This window comes from Priestia sp. YIM B13490 (assembly GCF_042787735.1).
GTDB lineage: Bacteria > Bacillota > Bacilli > Bacillales > Bacillaceae_H > Priestia > Priestia megaterium.
Window position 1 is genome coordinate 11,986 of the sequence record NZ_JBHZOT010000013.1, and the last position, 19,696, is coordinate 31,681.

A 19,696-nucleotide genomic window follows, 5' to 3' on the forward strand; every position below is an offset into this window, starting at 1 on the left:
ATAGAAGATTATAATAGAGAGGTAAAAAGATGGCAACTTTAAAAGATATAGCGGCGTACGCTAAGGTTTCCAGTTCAACTGTATCCAGAGTACTAAATAATGATCATACGCTTTCTGTATCTGAGGTTACTCGTGAACGTATTCTCCATGCAGCCAAAGAGCTGCAATATACGCCCGTGAAGATACGAAAAGGAACGGCAAACGGAAAGGATATAGAAGCTCCTCGAATAGGTATTATTTTTGCTCAGTCCCTTGAAGAAGAGTTAGTAGACCCTTTTTTCTCTTCTATTCGCCATGGAATAGAGAGTGAATGCTCAGAAAAAGAAATTTTTACAGTAAAGTCATTTAGGCTAAAAGGCATGAAGCAAGAAGAGCTGCTGCAGGATCTTGATGGAGTGATTGTAGTGGGAAGAGTTAGTCCAGAAACGGTTCAAGAAGTGAGCAATCATTTAGATACTATTGTTTTTATTAATCACAAAGCGGATGAGGATTTGTACGATTCGGTCATGATTGATTTTGAGAAAGCTACTAAACACGCATTAAATCATTTATTTGACCTCGGTTATAAAAGAATCGGCTATATCGGAGGGACAGAAAGAGAACATTATATCAATGGAAGTTCTATTATTGAAGATCAGCGTCAAACGGTTTTTGAACGCGTTATGCATGAAAAAGGCCTGCTCGATTCTGAGAAAGTTTATATAGGAGAGTACTCAATGACTGAAGGCTATGAGCTGATGGGACAAGCGATTAAGCAAGGAAATCTTCCTGAGGCATTTTTTATCGCAAGTGATGCAATGGCGATAGGAGCAATGCGTGCCCTGCAGCAATCAAATATAAAGGTTCCTGAAGACGTAGCGATTGTAAGCTTTGATGATGTAGATATCGCAGCATTTGCGAGCACGCCGCTCACAACGGTTAAAGTATATACTGAAGAAATGGGAAGGCAGGCTGTTAAAATGCTAGTAGATCGGTTAAGCGGCAGATCCGTTCCTTTAAAAGTCATGGTGCCGACTAAATTAATTTATCGTGAAAGCTGCGGAGCCTTACTCAAAAAACAGTAGCCTAAAAGTTATAACTTGAAAGGGGGTGATAGAAAAGAAGAATTCATACATAAAGAGTGATAAGGGGGAAGAAAAATAGAAAAAACCATAGAAAAAGCAGGTTAAAAAGCCCTAGAAACTACATACTTATTGGCAGATAAGTATGTAAATGAAAAAACTTTTTCATCTCTAGGACTCTTTGAACCTTTGTAAAAGTATAGGATTAAATTATAAGTGACTTTATTTCGTTGTGCAATGAATTTGTCTATGTATAAATAACTGAATATTCAGTTATTTATGTCTTGATAGAGTATAAGGAGGAAAAAAGATAAATGAAAAAGCTTACGTATCTTTTCGTTCTATTACTAGTCTTTTCTGTTGTGGCAGCGGGCTGCGGAAATAAAGAAGCGGCAACAGGCGGAAATGGGAAAACAACGCTAACGCTTTTTTCTACGATGAGTAATAAAGGGGAGAGAAAAGCGCTTCAAAATGCGATTGCAGAATTTGAAAAACAAAATCCAGATATTAAAATTGATGCGAATTTTCCGGGTAACGGCTATGAAGATATGCTTCGTGTGAAAATGGGTGCAAATGATATGCCGGATTTATTTGATACGCACGGCTGGTCTCAGCTTCGCTACGGGGAATATGTAGCAGATTTAAAAGATATGGATTGGGTTCAGCATTTGGATCCAGCGCTAAATCAAATTTTAAAAGATAAAAGCGGCAAAGTGTATGCATATCCTTTAAATCAAGCAAAAGACGGAATTAGCTATAATGCGACGCTGTTAGAAAAATACGGAATAAAGCCTCCTAACACAATGGATGAATTTATAACAGCATTAGAAACAGTAAAAAAGAAGAGCGAAGGAGAAATAGCGCCTCTATGGATCCCAGGAGGGGAAAATGGCAATATTGCTCAAGTGTTTGATCAGCTGGCTACACCTCAGCTTATTACAGCAAAAAATAAGAACTACACTAAGCAGTTGGAAAAAGGAACATTTAATTGGTCAAACTACACGCCGCTAGCGGAAACAATGGCAGAAATGAAGAAGAAAGGGCTGCTGAATGAAGATGTATTAACCGCAAAAGTATCTCAAGCAACGGAATTAATGGCTCAAAATAAAATTGCTTTCACATTTGTGGGCGGATCTCTTGGACCGGATGCAACAGAATTAAATCCTGAAGTAAAAGTAGGAACAGTACCGGTGCCTGCTATTCATAAAGGCGGTACGCAAAGCTGGATCGGCGGAGAGCGCTTTACCCTTGCTGCGTGGAAAGATTCTAAGCACCTTAAAGAAGCCAAGAAATTTATTGAATTTGTGTCACAGCCGGAAGTTGCCAAAAAGATTGCCGAAGGAACGTCTTCAGCATCGGCTCTGAAAAACAATAAAACACAAAACTACTACTCTGAATACTACGATAAGTATAGCGATATTAAAGTTGAGCCATACTTCGACCGAAAGTATTTACCGAGCGGTATGTGGGCAGTGATGTCTTCTACAGGTCAAGAATTGCTAGCGGGAAGTTTAACGCCAAAGCAATTATCAAAAGAGATGGAAAAAGAGTACAAGCGTCTCAGTAAACAATAAAATAGTGTGCAAAAGTTCCTTGTTCGCCGAGAAGCAGGGAGATAGGCTTCTGCTTCTTTTCAACACAAGCTGAAATAGGAGTGAACACGATGAATGAATTAGTCCGGAAAGAGCCGGTTTCTGTAGTAAGAGATACGAAAAAACGAAAGAAAAAATTAAAAACAGAGTCCTCTTTATGGTGGATGTATCTTCCCGGCTTAGTAATTATCACCGTTTTTATTATCTATCCTTTTATTAACGGAATTAGACTTTCCTTTACTAATTGGAATGGATTTTCACAAACATATGATTGGATTGGGCTCCAGCAGTATAAACGTTTGCTTGCAGATCCAACGACTTGGCTTGTGATAAAAAATACGCTGCTCTACGGAATAGGCAGTACTATTTTTCAAAATATTATTGGCTTGTTATACGCTTTACTTCTGAATCAAAGCATTAAAATGAAAGCTGTAACAAGAACAATTGTCTACCTTCCGGTTATTATCAGCCCAATTATTATGGGGTATATCTGGTACTTCTTTTTTGCCTACCAAGGAGGCGCTTTAAATGACCTTCTTGTATTTTTAGGTTTTGAGAAGATTAATGCTTTGGGAACTCCAGAGCTTAACTCTTGGATTATCGTGTTCGTCAATACGTATCAATTCGTTGGAATTGCGATGATTATTTATTTAGCGGGGCTGCAAAGTATTTCAAAAGATTATTACGAGGCAGCGCAGCTTGACGGAGCATCTGCTCTTCAGCAGTTTAAAAACATCACGCTTCCATTGCTTATGCCTTCGATTACAATTAATGTCGTTTTAAATATTATCGGAGGTTTAAAACTGTTTGACGTAATTGTTGCGCTGACAGGAGGAGGGCCTGGAGATGCATCGCAGTCAATGTCTACTTTTATGTATGACTTATATTTTAGAAGACAGGACGCCGGCTATGCTGCAACTCAAGGTGTGTGCATGGCGCTCATTATCTTAGTCATTAGCTTATCAGCACTTGTGTACTTTAAGCGAAAGGAGACAGAAGCGTGATGGACTATACAAATAAACGGAAAAAGCGATTTTTTACCTTTCTAGCTCTTTGTATAACGCTCGTTCATATTGTCCCTTTTTATATTCTTGTTACGACTTCTTTAAAAGCAACCGGGGATTTTAGTTCCAAATGGGTATTTCCAAAAAGCATAAACCTTGAAAATTTCACAGCGGCTTGGGAGCAAGCGAATTTAGGCAGTTCTTTTATGAATACGTTTATCATTACGTGCGTTTCGGCGGTTCTGCTTATTTTTTTAGGATCAATGGCTGCGTATCCTCTAGCGCGCCGCCAAACGAAACTAAATAAGTACGTCTATTTTATCTTTATCGCCGTGATGGTAATACCGCCTTTAACAGCGTTAGTTCCGCTGTACAAAATGGTTGTGAATATGGGGATGATGAACACGTACCAAATTGCTATTTTAAATAATGTCGCAGCCTTTTTGCCGCTAACGATCTTTTTGTATGCGGGCTTCATTCGCTCCACTATTTCTAAAGAGCTCGAGGAAGCAGCAAGAATTGATGGGGCCGGCACGTTAACGATTTTCTTTAAAATCGTATTTCCACTGCTAAAGCCTGTCACTGCGTCTATTTTAATTATTGCGAGCGTCTATATTTGGAACGACTATCAGTTTGCAATTTTCTTCCTTCAAGATAAGGAAATGCATACATTAACCGTTACGTTAGCAAGCTTTTTTGCCGAAAATCAAAATAATCTTAGCTTAGTAGGAGCAGCTGCGATTATTGCGATGCTTCCAATGACCATTTTATTTTTAGTGCTACAAAAATACTTTATTGCAGGGATTTCATCAGGATCTGTAAAAGGATAAAACCAATACGAGGAAGGAAGATGACAATGTCTAAAATCACATTTATCGGAGCGGGAAGTACAGTTTTTGCAAAAAATATTTTAGGAGACTGCATGTTTGTGCCTGCTTTAGCTGGCTTTGAATTTGCGCTATACGATATAGATGCTGAGCGTTTAAGAGATTCGGAAAATATGCTAAACAATCTAAAAGAAAACTATAAAGTGAATATTACGGTTAAAGCCTATTTGAACCGCAGAGAAGCTTTAACAGGAGCGAAGTATGTGATTAACGCCATTCAAGTAGGCGGTTACAAACCAAGCACCGTCATTGATTTTGAAATTCCTAAAAAATACGGCTTGCGTCAGACGATTGGAGATACAGTAGGAATTGGAGGAATCTTCAGATCACTGCGCACGATTCCGGTCCTGTTTGATTTTGCAAAAGATATTGAAGAAGTATGTCCAGATGCGCTGTTTTTAAATTACACCAATCCAATGGCAACACTAACGGGTGCAATGCTGCGCTATACCAATGTAAAGACGGTAGGCCTTTGTCACAGTGTTCAAGTATGTACAAAAGATTTATTTGATTCTCTCGGAATGAATCATGAAGGAATACAAGAGAAAATCGCAGGCATCAACCATATGGCATGGCTGCTAGAAGTAAAAAGAGATGGGCAAGACTTATACCCAGAAATCAAGCGTCTGGCAAAAGAAAAACAAAAGACAAAGCATCACGATATGGTGCGTTTTGAGCTAATGGATAAGTTCGGTTATTATATTACCGAATCGTCTGAGCATAACGCAGAGTATCATCCATACTTTATTAAACATAAATATCCAAATCTTGTTGATCAGTTTAACATCCCTCTGGATGAATACCCGCGCCGATGCGAAGAGCAAATTAGCAATTGGGAATCAATGAGAGAAGAAATGGTTAACAACAGTCAGTTAACTCATACACGTTCACATGAGTACGGCTCTAGAATCATTGAAGCAATGGAGACAAACGTGCCGTTTAAATTTGCCGGTAACGTATTAAATACCGGGGGCTTAATTAGTAACCTGCCGACAAAAGCGTGCGTAGAAGTTCCATGTGTTGTAGACCGAAGCGGCATTATGCCGACTTATGTAGGAGACTTACCTGAGCAGCTTGCGGCGTTAAATCGTACGAATATTAATACGCAATTGCTAACAATTGAAGCAGCGGTCACTAGAAAAAGAGAGCACATCTATCAAGCAGCGATGCTAGATCCTCATACAAATGCGGAATTATCTATGGATGACATCATTCGTATGTGCGATGATTTAATTGAAGCCCACGGCGAGTGGCTGCCTGATTTTACAGGGAAAGTGAACCAATACGTGTAATAAAAGAATCCTCGGCTTTGATCGGCTGAGGATTTTTTTGTGAGTAGTAAAAGAAGGGAATATCATCCAAATGGATATTGACATTTAAAAAACTTCATCATACACTGTAAGAAGCAAGTCATTTTATACTAAGAAAGGAAAGGTACCGTAGACAATGGATAAGTAATCCTATTTTTTTAGACATTCTTTTAAAACTTTATTTTAAATGAACATTTGTCTAGATAGGATTAGTCTGTACATTTTTAGGTGCCATTTCTATATGTCTTATATGAAGTGATTTCTCCCTTTTTTTACTCTATAAAAAGGGTGCATATTTGCGTATGCCTAATTATGACCTCTAATCCTCTCTAGAAATCCTAGGGAGGTTTTTTTATGTTATTGTTAGAAGCTATAAATATTGAAAAAAGCTATGGAGATCGCCTGCTGTTTCAAGCAGAGAAACTTCAAGTACATCGCGGAGAGCGAATTGGAATTGTGGGGAAAAACGGAGAAGGCAAATCGACGTTGCTTCATATTTTAATGAAAAAAATGAGTCCAGATCAAGGGATTGTACAAACATATGGCCGTTCCTCACTGATTCCGCAGCTTGATGTTCAAGCTACAGGAGCTGTTTCTCCTGAGATGAAAAGTCAGTGGAGTGTGCCAACTGAAGCGGACTTTCTTAGCGGGGGAGAAGAAACAAGAAAAAAAATTGCAGCTGCTCTTTCATCAGGCGCAGAACTGCTTGCAGCCGATGAGCCAACGAGCCACTTAGATGTAAAAGGCGTAGAGAAGTTTGAAGAAGAAATGAAGTCTTTTACAGGCAGTCTGCTGCTGATTTCACATGACCGAGAATTATTAAACCGCCTTTGTACGTCTATTTGGGAAGTAGAAGACGGCAAAATTAACTGCTATGAAGGCAATTATCAAGAATATGTGACGCAAAAAAAACACGCAGTTGAAAGACAGCAGTTTGAATATGAACAGTATGTAAAAGAAAAGCAGCGGCTTGAACTGGCGTCTGAAGAAAAAAGCCAAAAATCAAAGTCGCTTAAAAAAGCGCCGAGCCGCATGGGCAACTCTGAAGCGAGACTTCATAAGCGAGCGGTCGGAAAACAAAAAGCGAAGCTAGACAGAAGCGCAAAAGCGATTGAAACAAGAATTGAAAAGCTGGAGAAAAAAGAAAAGCCAAAAGAAATGGAAGAAATTCATTTTGACCTATCGCAGTTTCATCAAGTGCACAGCAAGCAGGTACTAAGCTTTGACAAAGTCTCAGCATCAGCTGGTAATCATATCTTGTTTCAAAACCTAAAAGGCGGTGTGAAGCCGGGAGCGAAAGTAGCGATTGTCGGCAAAAACGGCGCCGGAAAATCTACGCTGCTGAATATGATTGAGCAGCGAGCAGAAGGCATCACGGTTGCGAAGCCTGTAAAACTCGGCTTTTTCCATCAGCGTCTTGAAAATCTAGATCCCGCTAAAAGCATTTTAGAAAACATTAAAGAAGACAGTCCGTACACCGAGCATTTTATTCGTACGGTACTATCGCGCTTACTTTTCAAACGTGAAGACGTGTATAAAAAAGTAGAGATGCTAAGCGGAGGAGAACGAGTCAAAACGGCATTAGCAAAAGTCTTTTTAGGAAATTATAACGTTCTTCTTTTAGATGAACCGACCAACTATCTTGATCTTCATACAAAAGAAGCGCTGCAGGAAGTATTAAAAGCTTATCCAGGGACGATTTTATTTGTGACGCACGACCGCTATTTTGTTAAAAAGCTTGCGACGCATGTTTTGACGTTAAAACAGTCTAAAGCGGAGCTCGCGGCGATTGAAGACACGGGTAAAAGCAAAAAAGCGTCACAGCAGCAAAATGAAGCGGAGAAACTTGCGCTTCAATTAGAATTAACAAAAGTGATTAGCGAGCTTTCTATCACGCCAGAAGGAAAAGACAAGCAGCGGCTTGAAAAAAGATATGAAGAGCTGTTAGAAGAAAGAAAACGATTAAATAGAAAGGAAGGATAATATCACTTCGCCTAACAATGAATACAATGATGTTACTGAACATCAAAAGCATATTGAAGGAAAAATAACGGATATGAATGTAAAAGGAACGCCCAAAAGAATAAAATGGATTGGGTATGGCATCATTATTTTCTTTGTGATCCTTATTTTAACGATGATCATCGGCGTATTTATCAATTAAAACAAAAAGCAGCCGCTTCAATGTTGAAGCAGCTGCTTTTTTAGTTGCCTACTTTTGTAACAATGGCATCTCCGTTTTTTCCAACTCGTACAGTAGCAAAACGAGCTTCGCTTTCCACTTTGCTGCCGGTTCCTTCTGGAATAAAGTAATGCTCAATTCCGTACTGAATTCCCCAGTCATGATAGCTGCCCGTAATGACAACGTCTTTCTTTTTAGAAGCATACGGCTTATTCCAGTCATCATCCGCTTGGTAGATTTTTGCGTATTTATACACGCCTTGTTTGTCAGGGCGAAGAACGAGCTTCACTTTTTCTCCGTCTTTTACATGAGGTAAGGTAACGTGCGCAATGTCGTAATTCAGCTCAACATAATCGCCTTGCAGCAGCGAGCGCGGATCGATCGGCTGTAAAGCGAGCTTAATTTCTTTTCCGTTTTGAAGAAGCACTTCGTTTTTAGTGAAAATGCCGCCCAGCATAATAAGCTGAATAAGAATGATGATCCATACAGCGGTTCGGCTGCGGTCAAGAAACGACGGCTGCGGCTGATCAGGCGTTGACAGGTCCCATTTCCTGCTTAGGAAAAGAAAGATCAGACCTAAAATAACGAGCACAAGTGATTTATTAAATAAATCCCACACAAAGTCGTAATATTTCATCGCTAAAAACACAAACCAGAAAATCATGCCGACAATAAAATCGTATTTTGGCTCTTTTCGTACCGTCACAAATAAAAAGACGGTCGAAATCACAAAAAACACCGTGCAGTAAATGATATTTAAAAAAGACGGTTCGCTTAATTCAGTCAGCGACAGTAAAAAGATAAAAGCAAGAAGCAGCGCTGCTTTTTTAAACGCGTGGTGTACGTTTATCGCGTACATAGCGGCATTTAATAGAAACAAAGCGAGCAGCACATAATCTATTTTGATAGTGTCATAGTAAGCAGTCGGAACTTTTATTAACAGAAGCCCTTGCACTAGCACAAAAAGCAACAGGCGAACGGGCGTATGCTTCGTGAATACTAAAAGCGCTACAAGTGAGATGACGTAGATAAAAAACAGAATGTCGTTCACAAAAAAAGAAGCGCCGCCGCTAATTAATACGCCCATCATTAAAAGCGTATATTTTACCGTTGGAATATCTGCTTTAATTAAATAACATGCCACAATCAGCAAAACGCCAATCACAAGCATTCCGTTTGTTGGGTACGTTCCTGTAATAAGTGTGACAAGTCCTCCTAAAGAGCTGCTGCCGATCACCGATGCAATGGCCGTAATCCCAATCACCGCTATTCGTTTGATTACGCGGAGCGAAGTTTTTTGTGCTGACGTGTTAGCAGTGAGCCATTTGACAAACCATACGCTTGCACCAATAAATACAATCACGAATCCTAAAGCTAAGAACAGTGACCATTCAGCGTAGTGTTTAAAAATAAAAGAGAAAAACTGTTCAATAACAAATAAAGCAAATGCCACAATGGAAATCCCTAAAAACGACCTTTGTGGCTTCACTTTTGAAAAATAAAAAAAGAAGCTTAGTAAAAACAGCAAATAAAAAATAATAAGACCAATCCGTAAGCTAGAGCTGCCTGTGAAATCCGGCAGGGAAACAGTTAAAAAAATGTAGTGAAACAAACAAAACGCTGCATACATGATCACAGGAGACGAGCGCTGTTTCTTTTTTATGATCCAAAAGATGAGTAAGTTCACAAACGCCATTCCTGCGTAAAGTAAAAGCGTCTCGTGTTCGCCTCGCTGTGAAACTGCGCCTGTTGGTGAAATAAAAAAAGCCATGGTGAATTGAAATAAAACAAACGATAACACGTAAAACGGCTGATACTTTGTAAAAAAGCTAAACAAAATAATCGGCACAAGCCAAATTAAAAACAGCCAGTACGATTCAGCGTGCGTGTTGTAAATTTGAGAAAGAAGCGCGATGCTTAATCCAAATGAAAGAGCCCCGGCCAAAAGCGTCCAGTGACTTAAAAACGCCTGCTGAGGAAGGAGCTTTCGCACTACAAACGCACTTCCGTAAAACAGCAGCATCAGCCCCACGCTCAGCGCAATTTTAATGTAGCGGTCAAAGCCTTGCCAGTTCGATGCGAAAAAATATAAAATGCCGGACAAAACAAGAGCCAATCCCAGTAAATAACCGAGTCTTACGAGCTTTTCTCTCATACTCAACCTCCTCTTTATATTATGTATATACTAGCGCATGTTTAAATATTTGGAAATAGAAAGAATGAATGCGTTTTAACAAAAAAATTGTGTAAAAAGGCCTTTTAGTGGCGCGGAAATAACAAGTGAAGTAGTCCAAAAATCTTGATAAATTGTCAATAGTAAGATAGTTTTGGTTATTTTATCCTGAAGAGTGGGTATTGAACTAAAAACCTACATTATTCCCAAAAAATATAAGAAAACGTGCCGATGTGCTCTCTTTCTTTATTTGATAAGCTGTAAAAGGGAATTAATGTTAGAAGATCCAAGAGATAGATATAAAGGAAGTGTCATCATATGAATGAGATGTTTGTTGCTCATCTGTATACCCAAGTGAAGCAGGCACATGAAGATATCCAGCAGCTTACGACTAGTAAAAACACGTTAACGGAAGTCAAAGGAGAGCTTGAACGTGCAAAGGAAAAGGTAAAAGAACCAGAGCTCACTTCCGCCACTTGGTCAGGCAGCCTTGCTGTTGGGTTTGAAGACATCCGCACCGCTATGTTAGACGAATACGATGATTTGCTGACCCGTCAGCTGACGGATGCCCTTACGACAATTGATGCAAAAATTACGGCGCTTCAATCAGATATACAAGGGATGGAACGCGCCATTAAAATGCAAGAAGACGAAGCAAAAGATAAGGTGTGATGCAATATGGCAGACGAAATTAAAGTAATAGATGGTGAAATTAATAGAACGCTTAGTGACCTAAGCGCTGCTGCGCAGCAGTTTCAGCCGCTTTTTCCGTTTCACGTAGGAAGTGGACAAGAACTAGCGGTGCTCGATGAATTAAACCAGTTGAACCAGCAGCTTCAAACGTTAATTGTGGACTACAAGCAAACGCTCCTCGATGATTTGAACGCCACTAAAAAATCCGTGCAGTCCATAAAAGAAGCAGATGAAAAAGCTGCAAACGCCGCTAAATAATGTTCATATTTTATATAAAGCTATCAAAAACAACCTTTCAACCAGCATAGATTTGGCATTCAAATAAAAAGGTTTTCTACATCGATACAGCTAGGAGGTTACAGGTTATTGAAAACACTTGATGTCGATGCTTTTCACGAAAATATTCAAGCTATCTTAGACTCTATTAAAAGTCAAAAAGAACAAATTCAGGGCCTGATTTCACAGGTTCAGGCATTTTCAAGCTTAGATGATGCGTTTAAAGGAAAAGGAGGAGAAGCGATTCGGTCTTTTTACGAAACGGGACATGCTTCTTTTTTAACGCTGTATCATTCATTACTCACTTCCTATGAAGCTCGACTAACTCAAATCACACATGCGCTGCGCTCATTCGAACCGAGCGAAGACGGCTACATCACGCAGCCCTTTCTGCAAGACACTATTCCCGCGCATTTAAATCAAACAAGAAATACAACCGTCTCGCTTGTCGATCAAGCGAATGCAGCGATTCAAAAAGTCAGTCACCTTGCTTCTGTTTCAGCGCTTAACGACCAAGGTTTTTTAACAGAAGTAGAACAAGCAAAAAACAAAGCGGACAAAACGATGAATGATTTAGTCCGTTTTGACGAACAGCAAACGCAAAGCCTTTCAGCCATTCAAGATCAGCTGACGTCTTTAAACTCGCTGCTTTCTAAAGTGAAAGCTGGGTTTCACAATGGTTCCATTCAGCCAGGCAATGTAAGTGAGCTGAGCGCGTTGGCGAAAAAAGCGATGACCGATTCAGGAGGCGTCTCGGTTTTTGAAAAAGGCATTCCAACAACCTTGACAAGAAAAGAAAAACAAGAGAAAGTGATAAAGGAAGTAGGTCTTGAAAAACTGATTCAGCTTCAGGCAATGACGCCTGCTGAACAGTTAAAAGAAATTCACAAGCTTGAAAAAACCTCGCCTTACATAAGAGAAGTGCTAACGCAAATTCAGCAGGATACAGCACCTGCTAACATGAAAAAACTAGCGGAACTGTCACCTGCAGAGCAAGCAGTGGAACTTGAAAAAAGCCCATACCTGCAGGCGCTCAACGATTCTTCAACTGTGGGCATGCTAGCGTCTCAACAGATTCTTCAAAACGCTACGGGCGTTGAGGGAATGCTTATGCAGTCGGTGGTGCGTCAGGGGCAGATTAGAGATGTGACACCTGAAAAAACTGCTGAATCCTTTGACTTTACAGAAATCTGCGAGAACCCTGCGGCTAAAAAAGAAGAAACTGGTATAAAAGCTGTAGTCAAGGACGTAGGAGAAGGTGCTATAACTTTAGCAAAAGGTACAGTTACGGGTACTAAAGGCGTAGCACAAGACGTTTGGGCCGGTATGGGAGAGAGAGCAGATAAACGGTACAACTCCTTGTATGACTTTGGAAACTATATAACGATGGGCGGATTTGATGGCGCTGTTTCCTTCAAAGAAGGCTTAATTGAGCGAGGAGAAAAATCGTTTGATTCACCGTATGACTTTGTCAATCACGCAACGATGGGACTCTTAGATGTAGGGCAGCAGGCACTTAATCCGGACAAACCTCTTTCAAAAGAGCACTGGGAAAACAGCATGTTTCTGTTTGCGAGCGTAATTGGAGGAGCGAAACCCGCAGGAGCCGTAAAATCCGTTCCAAAAGTAACAAACGTTCCGCGTGTACCTGCCCATAAAGCGACCAAAACACTAAGCGATATGCGAAATGTCGTCAGCCCAAAAGCAGCAAGCAATTGGTCGAAGAAGGTATATGAACCTGTTCAGAAGAAGCTTCAACCTTTATTAGATGCTGAGATACCGACTTTACGTCCTCAACCTCAACTGGTAGGGATAGGAGAGGCTTTGCCTGGAAAGACCTTTGGTGAAGCGTTAATTGGATTAACGACGTATAAGATGGGGAATGTTTCGAAAGGTCAGTCCAAAGCATTGGAGAAAGTGAAAGAGCCTGGTGGTAAGAGCAAGAGGGATGTTGAGGAGATCAATGATCAAAGGGCAGTGGTTAAGGGTAGAGGAAATGGTGAAAAAGATGATTACTTTATAGGAACGTTAAAAGGAGAGAAAATTCATTTAAATGGTGTAAAGGTAGAAGAAATCATTTATACTAAAAGACTTCCTGAAGAAACAGCTAAGCTTAGGAAGAAATTTAATAGTTCTATTAGGAAAAATTTCCTTAAAGAATTTGCTAACGACTCTGTAAGAGTTAAATATCTTAGAGAAGCTGGTCTGGGTGAAGGTGATATTGCTAGAATGAAAGATGGACTTAATCCTAAAGGATGGCAAGTGCATCACAATTTACCTTTAGATGATGGTGGTACAAATGCTTTTACTAACTTAGTATTAATAAAGAATGATCCTTATCATAAAGCGGTTACTAATCAACAAAACTCTTTAACAAGAGGTTTGGCACCAAAACAAAGTAAAACTATAGATTGGCCAATGTTTGAGGATGATGTTTATCCCCTAAAACCTTTTAAAAGAAGGGAAGAGTAGATATGCCCGAGTGGAAAGATTTGTTGAGGGAAATAGAAAAGGTTGAAGAAAAATACGGAAGTTCACTTAGAAGTCCAGCATCAGATAGAGATATTATGAAATTAAATCATAATATTCAAGAGAAATTAGGGAGTATGACATTACCCGAATCATATATTGAATTTTTGAAAAATGTAAATGGATTAGATTTTAATGGTTTAGTAATATATGGTGTTGATAAAGCTTTACTAGATAAGGAAGTAGATGAAGACATTTATGGTTTTATTGAAGCAAACGAGCTTTGGTACGAAAATGGTTGGCAAAAGCAATATATATTTTTGGGGGATTCTGATACAGCATGGTACTGTTATGATTTAACAGAGAGTTTATATGTTGAACTCGATAAACCTTCAGGAACTTTAATTCAGTCATTTGAAAATTTTGATTCCCTGTTAGGTGATGCATTTGAAACAGTTCTTTTGTGATGAAATCCTTAGTATGATTTTTTATAGTTCCGTATTATTGATTGAACTTACTGGACTGAAATCGCATCAGACTTTTACATGATGAATTTATAGAAACAAAAAATGATTTTTAAATTATTCCTTGATTGGCTATAGGCCTTTCAAGGTTTATTTGTTTTTTTATAAGTTTTTTTAAAATTTCTTTGTCATAAAAGTTAGCTGCATCACTTAAATCCCATATATAGTGAAATTAAAATTAAATAAGCATCTATTCATCTATTATAGATATATACGAATGATAAAAAGCCTGAAATTGCAAGAAGTGTATATGAGGAGGAAGCCAAAAAGCAACAAAAGGACGGTCTAGGAACTGTTTCTTTTGCATTAGATATGGTGCCTTTGATTTCCAATGTAAAAGGTGGATAGGAAGTAGGTACGACCCTGTTACTGGCGATGAACTCTCTCATTTTGACCATTCTGTTTCTGGAGCAGGAATTGTCTTTGGCGGCTTTGCGAGGGTGCCAGGGAAAGTGGTGAAATACGGAAGCGAAGGAGCAGAATACGTACTTCGTGTAAACAAAGCAGAAAAGACCGTAACCAAGCATAAGGTTAAAGATGTTTCCAAGGGTGAGTCAGAAGCTGTGGAGAAAGTGGAAAGGCCTGGTGGTAATGCGGGTGTTGAAGGGGGACATGATCAGGCGGCTGTTTCTAAGGGTACGGTTAAATTTGTCAACAATGCTGATGATGTTGTATTCAAACAAAGTTCAATAGATAAAGCTTTCAGTAAACACAGAAATGATTTTGGAAGTTATCCTGATGGTAGCAAATCTAGTGTGGAATTATTCAAAAACGATGTTTCAGAGCTGATTGATACTGGAGTTCAAAAACAAGGTAAATATAGAAACGTTGAAGGAACGCATATTTACAACGAAACTACTAAACAATGGACTTGTATTAACTTAGATGGAACTATGAATACAGTTTTCAAATTAAGTGATTCACAATACAAATATTTAATTGAGAAAGGAGTTGTAAAATAGTGAGGTTAGTTAATACCCTTCTCTCAGAACATGAATTAAAGAAAGAAGATATTGAAGTGATTTGCAATATATTTAAGAAACAATATGATAAAAATATAGAAGTAAATAGCTATAAATATGATGATCGTAAATATTATGAAACTGATTTTGATATAATTGACATAGAATTTCTAAAGGGAAATATATACATAGAAATTGATAAGTTGATTAAGATTCATGAAAAGGTTATTCAATTAGTTAACCAAAATGTGGAAATGATTGTAGCTAATGATGAAACAGATACGGAAATCCAAGTATTTGAAAAAAATTGTAACGATATATCAGGATTTGGATTGTTTATTACTTCAAGAAAAATTCGAGAACTTGAACCCTATTATACTTCTGATATTTGCAACGCATATTTGAATTTTGAAAATGTTAGTTTTGGTGTAATGTTTGAATAGTGTTAATTAGGAAGAGACGGTTCTTCCACTTTAGGATGGATGAATGATTTGCTGAAATTTTCATAAAAGAAAAAATTATGAAATTCATGCTGGGAAATGAGATTTTACGAACATAGACAAGAAAAATATTTATGTTAACATTTCTTATTACTACCTTGATTGGCTAAACGCCTTTCAAGGTTTTTTTATAAAGTTGGATTCGATAAAAAGGTATCCAAAGAAGAATAGATGTAGTGATCAAGAAGTAATGAGAGTAGCTAACTAGGAGTAAGCCTGGATTTAACTAACCTTGACAAGAAAAGAAAAACAAGTGAACGTAATAAATGAAGTAGGTCTTGAACAAATGATTTAGCGCACAAGCAGCAAGCAATTGGTCGAAGAAGGTGTATGAACCTGTTCAGAAGCAGCTTCAATCTTTACTAGATGCTGAGATACCGACTTTACGTCCTCAACCTCAACTGGTAGGGATAGGAAAGGCTTTACCTGGAAAGACCTTTGGTGAAGCGTTAAATGGGTTAACGACGTATAAGATTGGACGTGTTTCAAAAGGGCAGTCGAATGCGTTGGAGAAAGTGGAAAAGCCAGGTGGTAAGGGTAGGGGTAACCCTGAAAAATCAGATGGGAATTTTAAAGAATATAGAAATGCTAGTCTAAATGAAATAAAAAAACAGTTAGGTATACCAAGGACACAACACCCTATAAGTCAAAAGATGGTTCCTTTAACTGATGGAGCAGGAAATAGAATATTAAATGAGATGAAACAGCCTGTAATGACAAGAGAATTGACATACGAAATAAATGGTCAAACAGTAATAATACAGGATCATTCAGCAGGTCATAAGTTTGGAGAAGGGGGGATTGGTGATCAGCCATCTCATTACAATGTAAGGCCTCCAGAGAATACAAGAACTGGTAAAGTAGAAGGAATGGAGGATCATTATTATTTTAATAAAAGAAATAAAAAATAGGTTATATATTTCATGTAGATATGTATTGTATTTATATCAGAGATATAGTCTTGATTAATTATAAAGCGTGTAAGAGATAGACAACGTATTAATAGAAATAGAGGAGTGTATATATGATTAACTCGAGTAGGATAATGAACCCTCAAGCAGTTACAGGCATTTTTGGTAGGATGCCAATATTTAACAATTCTGAATTATTGAGTGTTCAAATAAAAAGAGATGGTCCGACATTATTTATTCAATTATCTACTAAAGAGATTGTAAAAAATAAGCCTAAACGGTGGGGGGAATGGGACATAGTATATATTGAAATGTCATTTTTGGGTGTGAAAGAATTGGAAATCAATTCATTTGGAACTATTAATGAAATTGAGGAATTCGAAATTGAAGATATTGGGGAAGGGGGATCTATAAAAATTCAATGTACTAATAGAATGTCTATTACGTGTTTATTTGACTGGGCAAGGATTGAACAAATAAATCCTGGTTTAATAGGTACACCATAAGAATTTATTAAAAAAGGCATAAGTATAAGAACAAAAAAACTTTGTATTTGCATTCAGAGCGCACGATAGATAGAATAATTTATTTAGATGAATATGGACAATGCCAAGGTTGTTTCTGGTGCCACAGAGAATCATTTGAACGGAAATATTTCACCAGGAGAAAAACAAAGCGGTATTGCAACGTTTGATATACCAAAAGAAGGCGATTTTAAGTTTGAATTTAGCGGTTTTAGTAAAAATCGTGGTGTTTGGACGTTTACACAAGATGATATTCAACCAGCTCAATAAGAATTAAAAATAAGTCACGTGCTAATCGTGGCTTATTTTAATTGAACTCAGCCACAACCATGGCTCATAAATAAAGTAATTAAACAAATTTAAAATAAAAGGAGCACGTAAATTACTGTTAAGTATGTCCTATGTAAAAGTCAACATACATGTTAGGTTTTATAACATAAATTTCTGAATAATCATTTACTTATTCACTTATTTCATGGTATGTTATATGACATAGATATTGTAACTTGCAATATGAGCTGAAAATTAGCCATTGCAATATATACTTATTTTTCTAAATATGCACCTGGACGAGCCGGTGCTCTATACATATATACGTCTACGTATAACTAGTCAAAAAGAATGAAGGCATTTCTAATTATAGTGCTGTTTGTTCTTTCAAATGAGTATAGTTATAGTAGGTGAAATTTTCAAGACAGTTATTTTGGTTTTTAAGCTGAATTTTTGGAATAGTTTGTTATTTTATTAATCAATGCTTTGCCACTTAGAAGTAGGTATAAAAGTTTACTAATAAAAGAAAATGCAGACGGAATTTAATAAGTTTTTTGGAATTTGTGGGCGATTTTCTCACTTTTTTATCATTTTTGAATAGTTTATAATCATCAGACAATTATACTGTGATATAGTTATAAGTGAGACAGAAAAAGGTGTGTTCTTAGGTCGCACCTGAATTTTTTTACTACGTAAGCAGGAGCGCCTACATCTTTTTACAAATATAGGGGATGAGGAAGGTTATAATGAGCAACGTACAGAAAAAAACAGACGTTATCTTAATTGGTGCCGGAGTCATGAGCGCAACTTTGGGATCATTACTCAAAGAGTTAGCACCTGAATGGGACATTAAAGTATTTGAAAAACTCGCAGACGCAGGGGAAGAAAGCTCGAACGAATGGAATAATGCAGGGACGGGCCATTCTGCGCTGTGCGAACTAAACTATACATCAGAAAAAGCTGATGGATCTATAGATATAACAAAAGCGATCCGAATTAACGAGCAGTTTCAGCTGTCAAGACAGTTTTGGTCTTATCTGGTAAGCAGCAAGTTGATTCGCAATCCGCAAGATTTTATCATGCCAATTCCGCATATGAGTTTGGTACAAGGGGAAAAAAATGTATCGTTTCTGAAAAAGCGTTTTGAAGCGCTGTCAAACAATCCGTTGTTTCAAGGAATGGAGTATTCCGACAGTCCTGACAAACTAAAAGAATGGCTTCCGCTAATCATGAAGGGGCGCACGTCAAATGAACCGATTGCCGCAACTAAAATTGATTCGGGAACAGACGTAAACTTCGGTGCTTTAACACGCATGTTGTTTGACCATCTGAAGAATAAAGGGGTTCACGTTCATTACAAACGAAGTGTAAAAGATATTAAACGTAAAAGTGACGGTATGTGGGAAGTAAAAGTCGCAGATGTAGACAGCGGCAAAGTTGAGTACCACACGGCAAAGTTTATCTTTATCGGAGGCGGAGGCGGAAGCTTGCCTTTACTTCAAAAAACAGGTATTCCTGAATCCAAGCATATTGGAGGCTTCCCGGTAAGCGGATTATTTATGGTATGCAATAACCCTGAAGTCATTGCGCAGCATCACGGGAAAGTATATGGAAAAGCCAAAGTCGGAGCTCCGCCAATGTCAGTTCCGCATCTTGATACACGCTATATCGATAACAAAAAGACGCTGTTGTTTGGCCCGTTTGCCGGCTTTTCACCAAAGTTCTTAAAAACAGGTTCAAACTTGGATTTAATCAGTTCTGTAAAACCGAATAATATTTTAACCATGCTAGCAGCAGGCGTCAAAGAAATGGCGTTAACGAAATACCTGATTCAGCAAGTGCTGTTATCAAATGAAAAACGTGTGGAAGAACTGCGTGAGTTTATCCCGAACGCTAAAAGCGAAGACTGGGATATCGTTGTAGCAGGCCAGCGTGTTCAGGTAATCAAAGACACGGAAGCCGGAGGAAAAGGAACGCTTCAGTTTGGTACAGAAGTTGTAAGTGCGGCTGATGGTTCTGTTGCTGCACTTCTTGGCGCTTCGCCTGGTGCATCAACGGCGGTTCACGTTATGCTTGAAGTATTGGAAAAATGCTTCCCAGAAAACATGAACAAGTGGGAGCCAAAAATAAAAGAAATGATTCCTTCCTATGGCATGTCATTAGTTGATCATCCAGACTTCTTTAACGAAATTCATGCGTCCACTTCACAGACGCTTGGTTTAATTAAAAAAGAGTCTGTTTATAGCTAAAGATTTTACGCCGTAACAAACAGCACATGCGTATGTGAAGAAATCTACAGGCGTGCACAAACACCACCTTTTCTTGAGGTGGTGTTTTAATGCTCTTTATTTATGTAGA

General features: G+C 38.3%; 17 protein-coding genes and 1 pseudogene. 17 read left to right on the forward strand and 1 reads right to left on the reverse strand.

Annotation, left to right across the window (positions count from 1 at the left end; genetic code table 11):
- Positions 1–29 precede the first annotated feature (29 nt).
- The 6 genes from ACFX4R_RS24675 (at position 30) to abc-f (ending at position 7,837) form a co-directional block, all read left to right on the forward strand.
- Positions 30–1,064: a LacI family DNA-binding transcriptional regulator gene (locus ACFX4R_RS24675; protein ID WP_043983093.1), complete on the forward strand. Its 1,035-nt coding sequence runs from the start codon at positions 30–32 to the stop codon at positions 1,062–1,064.
- A 311-nt stretch (positions 1,065–1,375) separates the two neighbouring features.
- Positions 1,376–2,635, forward strand: a complete 1,260-nt coding sequence (locus ACFX4R_RS24680) for an ABC transporter substrate-binding protein (protein WP_377570729.1) — start codon at positions 1,376–1,378, stop codon at positions 2,633–2,635.
- Between the two features lie 89 nt (positions 2,636–2,724).
- Positions 2,725–3,657 carry a carbohydrate ABC transporter permease gene (locus tag ACFX4R_RS24685; protein ID WP_013083531.1) on the forward strand — a complete coding sequence of 311 codons (933 nt, stop codon included), beginning with the start codon at positions 2,725–2,727 and terminating at the stop codon, positions 3,655–3,657.
- A complete protein-coding gene (locus ACFX4R_RS24690) occupies positions 3,657–4,487 on the forward strand; it encodes a carbohydrate ABC transporter permease (protein ID WP_165575956.1) in 831 nt (276 codons plus the stop codon). The genes ACFX4R_RS24685 and ACFX4R_RS24690 overlap by 1 nt, the downstream gene beginning before the upstream one ends.
- 26 nt (positions 4,488–4,513) lie before the next feature.
- Positions 4,514–5,836: an alpha-glucosidase/alpha-galactosidase gene (gene melA / locus ACFX4R_RS24695; RefSeq protein ID WP_162214415.1), complete on the forward strand. Its 1,323-nt coding sequence runs from the start codon at positions 4,514–4,516 to the stop codon at positions 5,834–5,836.
- 372 nt (positions 5,837–6,208) lie between these two features.
- Positions 6,209–7,837 carry a ribosomal protection-like ABC-F family protein gene (gene abc-f / locus ACFX4R_RS24700; protein WP_280559819.1) on the forward strand — a complete coding sequence of 543 codons (1,629 nt, stop codon included), beginning with the start codon at positions 6,209–6,211 and terminating at the stop codon, positions 7,835–7,837.
- Between the two features lie 221 nt (positions 7,838–8,058).
- On the opposite strand, the gene ACFX4R_RS24705 is transcribed toward abc-f, so the two are convergent.
- Positions 8,059–10,191 (reverse strand): GDYXXLXY domain-containing protein, encoded by a 2,133-nt coding sequence (locus ACFX4R_RS24705; RefSeq protein WP_377570732.1) that lies wholly within the window; start codon positions 10,189–10,191, stop codon positions 8,059–8,061.
- Positions 10,192–10,527: 336 nt separating this feature from the next.
- Between ACFX4R_RS24705 and ACFX4R_RS24710 the strand changes: the two genes are divergently transcribed.
- The 11 genes and pseudogenes from ACFX4R_RS24710 to ACFX4R_RS24760 all read left to right on the forward strand — a co-directional run bounded on the left by ACFX4R_RS24710 (position 10,528) and on the right by ACFX4R_RS24760 (position 19,587).
- Entirely contained in the window at positions 10,528–10,881 is a 354-nt protein-coding gene (locus ACFX4R_RS24710) for a YwqH-like family protein (RefSeq protein ID WP_071273738.1), read from the forward strand.
- A gap of 6 nt (positions 10,882–10,887) precedes the next feature.
- Entirely contained in the window at positions 10,888–11,160 is a 273-nt protein-coding gene (locus ACFX4R_RS24715; protein ID WP_016764504.1) for a DUF5344 family protein, read from the forward strand.
- A 108-nt stretch (positions 11,161–11,268) separates the two neighbouring features.
- Positions 11,269–13,650, forward strand: coding sequence for a T7SS effector LXG polymorphic toxin (locus tag ACFX4R_RS24720; protein ID WP_377570734.1), 2,382 nt, complete (start codon positions 11,269–11,271; stop codon positions 13,648–13,650).
- 2 nt (positions 13,651–13,652) lie between these two features.
- Positions 13,653–14,114 carry a YrhA family protein gene (locus ACFX4R_RS24725; protein WP_043983082.1) on the forward strand — a complete coding sequence of 154 codons (462 nt, stop codon included), beginning with the start codon at positions 13,653–13,655 and terminating at the stop codon, positions 14,112–14,114.
- A 401-nt stretch (positions 14,115–14,515) separates the two neighbouring features.
- Positions 14,516–14,617, forward strand: a pseudogene (locus ACFX4R_RS24730) (pre-toxin TG domain-containing protein); the annotation flags it as partial.
- Positions 14,618–14,623: 6 nt separating this feature from the next.
- Entirely contained in the window at positions 14,624–15,133 is a 510-nt protein-coding gene (locus ACFX4R_RS24735; protein WP_043983079.1) for a colicin D domain-containing protein, read from the forward strand.
- Complete coding sequence (locus ACFX4R_RS24740) at positions 15,133–15,576, forward strand: hypothetical protein (RefSeq protein ID WP_377570737.1); 444 nt, start codon at positions 15,133–15,135, stop codon at positions 15,574–15,576. The genes ACFX4R_RS24735 and ACFX4R_RS24740 overlap by 1 nt, the downstream gene beginning before the upstream one ends.
- A 383-nt stretch (positions 15,577–15,959) precedes the next feature.
- Positions 15,960–16,544 (forward strand): HNH/endonuclease VII fold putative polymorphic toxin, encoded by a 585-nt coding sequence (locus tag ACFX4R_RS24745; protein WP_322552136.1) that lies wholly within the window; start codon positions 15,960–15,962, stop codon positions 16,542–16,544.
- A 113-nt stretch (positions 16,545–16,657) separates the two neighbouring features.
- Positions 16,658–17,050 (forward strand): immunity 50 family protein, encoded by a 393-nt coding sequence (locus ACFX4R_RS24750; RefSeq protein ID WP_322552135.1) that lies wholly within the window; start codon positions 16,658–16,660, stop codon positions 17,048–17,050.
- Between the two features lie 87 nt (positions 17,051–17,137).
- Positions 17,138–17,338, forward strand: coding sequence for a hypothetical protein (locus ACFX4R_RS24755; protein ID WP_377570740.1), 201 nt, complete (start codon positions 17,138–17,140; stop codon positions 17,336–17,338).
- 746 nt (positions 17,339–18,084) lie between these two features.
- Positions 18,085–19,587 (forward strand): malate:quinone oxidoreductase, encoded by a 1,503-nt coding sequence (locus tag ACFX4R_RS24760; RefSeq protein WP_165575038.1) that lies wholly within the window; start codon positions 18,085–18,087, stop codon positions 19,585–19,587.
- Positions 19,588–19,696: the final 109 nt, after the last annotated feature.